General features: G+C 35.5%; 3 protein-coding genes. All 3 read right to left on the minus strand.

Annotation, left to right across the window (positions count from 1 at the left end):
* Positions 1–1,613, minus strand: a 1,613-nt coding sequence (locus tag ACY65O_RS00860) for a glycoside hydrolase family 3 N-terminal domain-containing protein (RefSeq protein ID WP_462218955.1), incomplete at its 3' end; no start/stop codon positions are given.
* A 169-nt stretch (positions 1,614–1,782) separates the two neighbouring features.
* Complete coding sequence (locus ACY65O_RS00865) at positions 1,783–3,933, minus strand: chitobiase/beta-hexosaminidase C-terminal domain-containing protein (RefSeq protein WP_462218956.1); 2,151 nt, start codon at positions 3,931–3,933, stop codon at positions 1,783–1,785.
* Between the two features lies 1 nt (position 3,934).
* Positions 3,935–4,420, minus strand: a 486-nt coding sequence (locus ACY65O_RS00870; protein WP_462218957.1) for a hypothetical protein, incomplete at its 5' end; no start/stop codon positions are given.

Here is a 4,420-nt window from a genome sequence, read left to right on the forward strand (position 1 = left end):
GTAATTGTAGAGTAAGATTTTTTCTGCCAATTATCAATATGTATTTCATTATTAATGTACAACCGATAGCCATCATTACCTTCAATACCCATTTTTATATTCCCATTTTGAGGTGCAATTAAATTACCTTCCCATTTTGCCCCATAAAAACTATTATTCATTTCAGCAGATGGCCCATTCAGCGTCCATCGGAAATTGATTTCATTATCTATTCTTTTAAATGCTGGAGCACAATTAAAGTCGATACAATTATAATAATTGGCCTGCAAACCTGGCTTATTATTGAATGATAAAAACTTGGCTGCCACTAGGGTAAAATCTGCATTATTTCTTCCAACACCTGCCTCATAATTTATTTTTGTATTGGCAGACAATTTATTTTTTAGCCCTTGCAGTATGTTTACTTTATTATTTCCTTCTCCGCTGTAACCACCTAATCTTGCTTCTGCTGCATCGGTGCCAATTACCGCAATACTTTTTATTGTTGCAGAAATTGGCAGCGTGTGGTTATCGTTTTTTAACAACACAAAAGACTCTTTAGCGGCAAGTGCTGCAATATTTTTATGGTTAGCATTTATTGATGCTTCGTTAAAACTTTCATCAACATATGGTTGCTCAAATAATCCTAATTCAAATTTGGCAGTTAATACCCTGGCTACTGCATCGTTTAACCTGCTGCTATCAATTTTATTTTGTAAAAAAGCTGGTATAAATAATTTGTAATGATTATAATCTGTTTGAAAAATAACATCCAACCCATTGTTAACAGCGTGTTGTCCACTGGTTGCATAATCATTGGCAGTGTGGTGCAACACCAGCTCACCACCAACTGCATTGGCATCGGATATTACAAAGCCATTAAAGTTCCATTGCTTTTTTAATTTTTGCAGCAGCAACCAATCATTTGCTGAACAAGCTTTACCATTGAGCGCATTATAAGCCGTCATTATACTTCGGGAGCCGCCCTTTTTTATACAGGCATAAAACGGTGGTAAATATATTTCATCCAAAATACGTTCATTCAATTCTATGGGGTAACTATCTCTGCCCCCATCCCCAACATTGGCAATAAAATGTTTTGGTGTTGTGATGATTCCATTCTCCTCAAATTGTTTGACAAATGCCACTCCCATTGCCGATGCTAAAAATGGATCTTCCCCATAAGTTTCTTCAGTTCGCCCCCAGCGAACATCACTTGCAATATTTACTACTGGCGAAAGTATTTGACGGATACCTCTGATTTTTGTTTCCGCTGCAATCGCTGATGCCACCTGTCGCATTAAAGATGTATCCCAACTTGCTGCCAAAGCAATTGATTGTGGAAAAACAGTGGCACCTTTTCTTACCAGGCCATGCAGGGCTTCATCAAAAGCAATAATAGGAATACCGAGCCTTGTACTGTCAACAAAATATTTTTGAATGCTGTTTATTTTTTTTGCTAAAAGCAAAGCATCTTCTTTAGTATTGTATTTTAAAAGTTGATTATTGATATCTCCTGCCCCGCCAGCGCTGACCTGAAAACCAAATAATCCATTTTTGTATTGACCGGGGGAGGCATTATTCAAATCGCCGGGTATCATAAACAATTGCCAAAATTTTTCTTCTACTGTCATCCTATTTAATAAGTCAGCAACTCTTATTGAAATAGGTTGAGTATAGTCTTTATATATAATTTTTTGTGCAAATCCGCTCAAAAAAAAGCAAGTGATAATAATAAAAACAACTATTCTTTTTATAAATGGCATTCAATAAGTTTTAAGCAGTTTCTTAGTTAAGGATAAATTAATTTACAAACACTTCATCAGCAAACACCCAGCCTTTATCGCCTTTACCTGGATGCCAGGCGGGTAATTTGGATACGGGTACTGCTACAATTTTTAAATATTTTACTGTAGCAGGTTTAAAAGATAATTGAAACGCTTTTAGATAGCCTGGTTGTATAACAGTAGGTTGCTCTGGTGTTACTAGACGAAGGAGTTTTAAATGCCTGGCTTCATTGCCACCCCAAACCTCTATAGTAACAGGAGGCATTATATAACCGCCAATATCAATTAATGCACTTAACGTTACACTTTTAACATTTACAGGAGCATTAAATAAAAGCAAGGATTCCATCTTATTTTTTTTAAAGCCTAACCATTTACCACTTTTAAAATTATTGGCTTCGCCTTTAACTAAATCAATTAAAGTTTTTGCACCATCCCCTTTATATTGCTCATCAGCTGGCAACAGGTTTACTACCGAATCTGGCTTATACTTTGAGCTGAAAAAGTATCCTTCCATCACCGCACTGCTTAGCCAGCCCTTTTTAAAAGCTTTGGCTTTTACAGTAGTGTTTTGGGTAAGCATAATATCATTACTAAATTCCTTCGAGGTAATACTGTCCGGTTCCGTACCATCCAGTGTATAACGGATACTTACACCATTGATATAATGCTTAAGTTTTAATGTAATTGGCGTATTAATTATTTGCTCTTCGTTCAGGAGGATAGGTGCGTTTAACTTTAAGATAGTAGTGTCACCTTTAAATCCTTTTTCAAAAGCAATATCTTTCATTGCATTCTTCAAAGCAGCTATATCGGTTTCTGTTAAAGCGGTATTCCATATAAAGAGATGGGAAAGTTTTTTAAGAGAAGACAGTTTTAGTATATCATCTTTTTTTACAATTGTACCCGATAATGATAATTGCCGGAGTTCTTTTAATTTACTCAATTCATTTAAAGTAGTACCCGTAATATTAGTAAAAGAAAGATTGAGTTTTCTTAAGTTGCTGAACTGACTGATCGTTTTTAACTCCTCGTCCTTTACCGGCATTTTATTTAAACTCAAACTTACAACCTGCTCTTTTACTGTAAGCAATTCTTTTAATTGCTCAGACAAATAAGACTGTGCACTAAAAAATTCTGCACCTAATGCCGGTGAGGTTTTAGCTAAAGGTGCAACATTCCTGTAATTGGTATTTAAATTTTTAACTTTCTTTTCATCGGCTGCAGCAAAATCATAATCATCTGTTTCTATGGTATTGAAAATTGCATTGGCAATTAAACGGAGTGTATCTGTTGCGGCCAGGTCAATTACTTTGGTTTTAAAATTCGCACCAGCTTTTATCCATGAATACAAGATTTGAGTTTCCTGTTCGGTTAACTGTGGCTTTCCTGTTGGTGGCATGTGCTTTTTTGCATCAACAGGTAAATGCAGCCTGCTTAATAATAAACCATAATCGGCTGCAGTACTGTCCCATAGTTTTCCGTTCTTCCCTCCTTTTAATAATAACTCTTCTGTTTCCATCACCAGTTGCCCCTTAGCTTTTGATGTATTATGGCAACTATAACATTTTGTTTTTAAGATAGGCTGTACCATATTGGCATAAACAATTGCATTTTCCATTAATACTTTTTGCTCTTGCTTTTCGGGTAGTACGGGTGCCAGCAAATAATTTTGTCCGTGTGAAATTTCTGCACCCTGGTGGCCCGTAAAAATGATAGCCGCCAAACTAATTACTGCTACTGAAGTATTTAACCCTTTACTATTTTTTATTTTTTCTTTGTAAGCATACCATAATGAAGTAATGATGGCAATACTAATCCCACTCCACTTATGCCATTGCAGGGCGTCTGCATCATAACCATCTTCTTTTGAAAGAAATAATCCCATCAAGGCAGCAAAGGCTGCTGTAAAAGCTGATACCAGCAACAGCCAGTTACCAATATTTTTAACCAACTCATTTGTATTATTCTTTTTATCAACAACTAAGGTCCAGAAAATATACAAAACCAGTAAAGTGATAGGGAAATGAAGCAATAAAGTATGCATGCGGCCCATTACCTGAAGCCAGGAAGGTATTGCAATCCTACTTTGAAAGATTAAAAAGAATACCAGCAGGCAGTTTATAGTAAAACAAATATTGAATATAATATTTCTGGTGCGTTGCATACTAATATACTTTTATTTCATCTATAAACATCCAGGCATGTTCTCCCTGTGCAGGATGCCAGGCAGGAATGTTTTTATTTACAATGATGTTGATTAAAATTTTATCTGTTTGTATTTTATTTTTTATTCCGATAATGCGATAATTACAATGACTCCCGGATGTTTCCTTATCTGCCAATATTTTTTCCTCACCAAAAAGTTGATAACTGTTCGTCTTTTTATCAAACCATTTTACAATAATTTCATCAGGAAGAAATACCCAGCCACTTTCACTCTGTAAAAAATTAAGCAATACTTTATTAATGGTTTGTTGTTTTCCTAAATCCAATGTTACCGTAACCGAATCACTGTTATAACCCATCCAGGTGTTACTGCTGAGTTGTTCTAATCCTCCTTTATTATCTGTTAATGCATTGACACCACTACCAGGATATTTTGGATTGGGTGTTGTTTGCTGAATGGATTGAATTGCCTTGCCTTCCTTAAT

Origin of the sequence: Ferruginibacter sp., from assembly GCF_031430955.1 — a bacterium.
Classification (GTDB): Bacteria; Bacteroidota; Bacteroidia; order Chitinophagales; family Chitinophagaceae; genus Ferruginibacter.

What these genes read in the sequence shown, in the direction of transcription:
- ACY65O_RS00865 (WP_462218956.1), bottom strand. Translation starts at nt 3,933, where the DNA reads ATGCAACGCACCAGAAATATTATATTCAATATTTGTTTTACTATAAAC.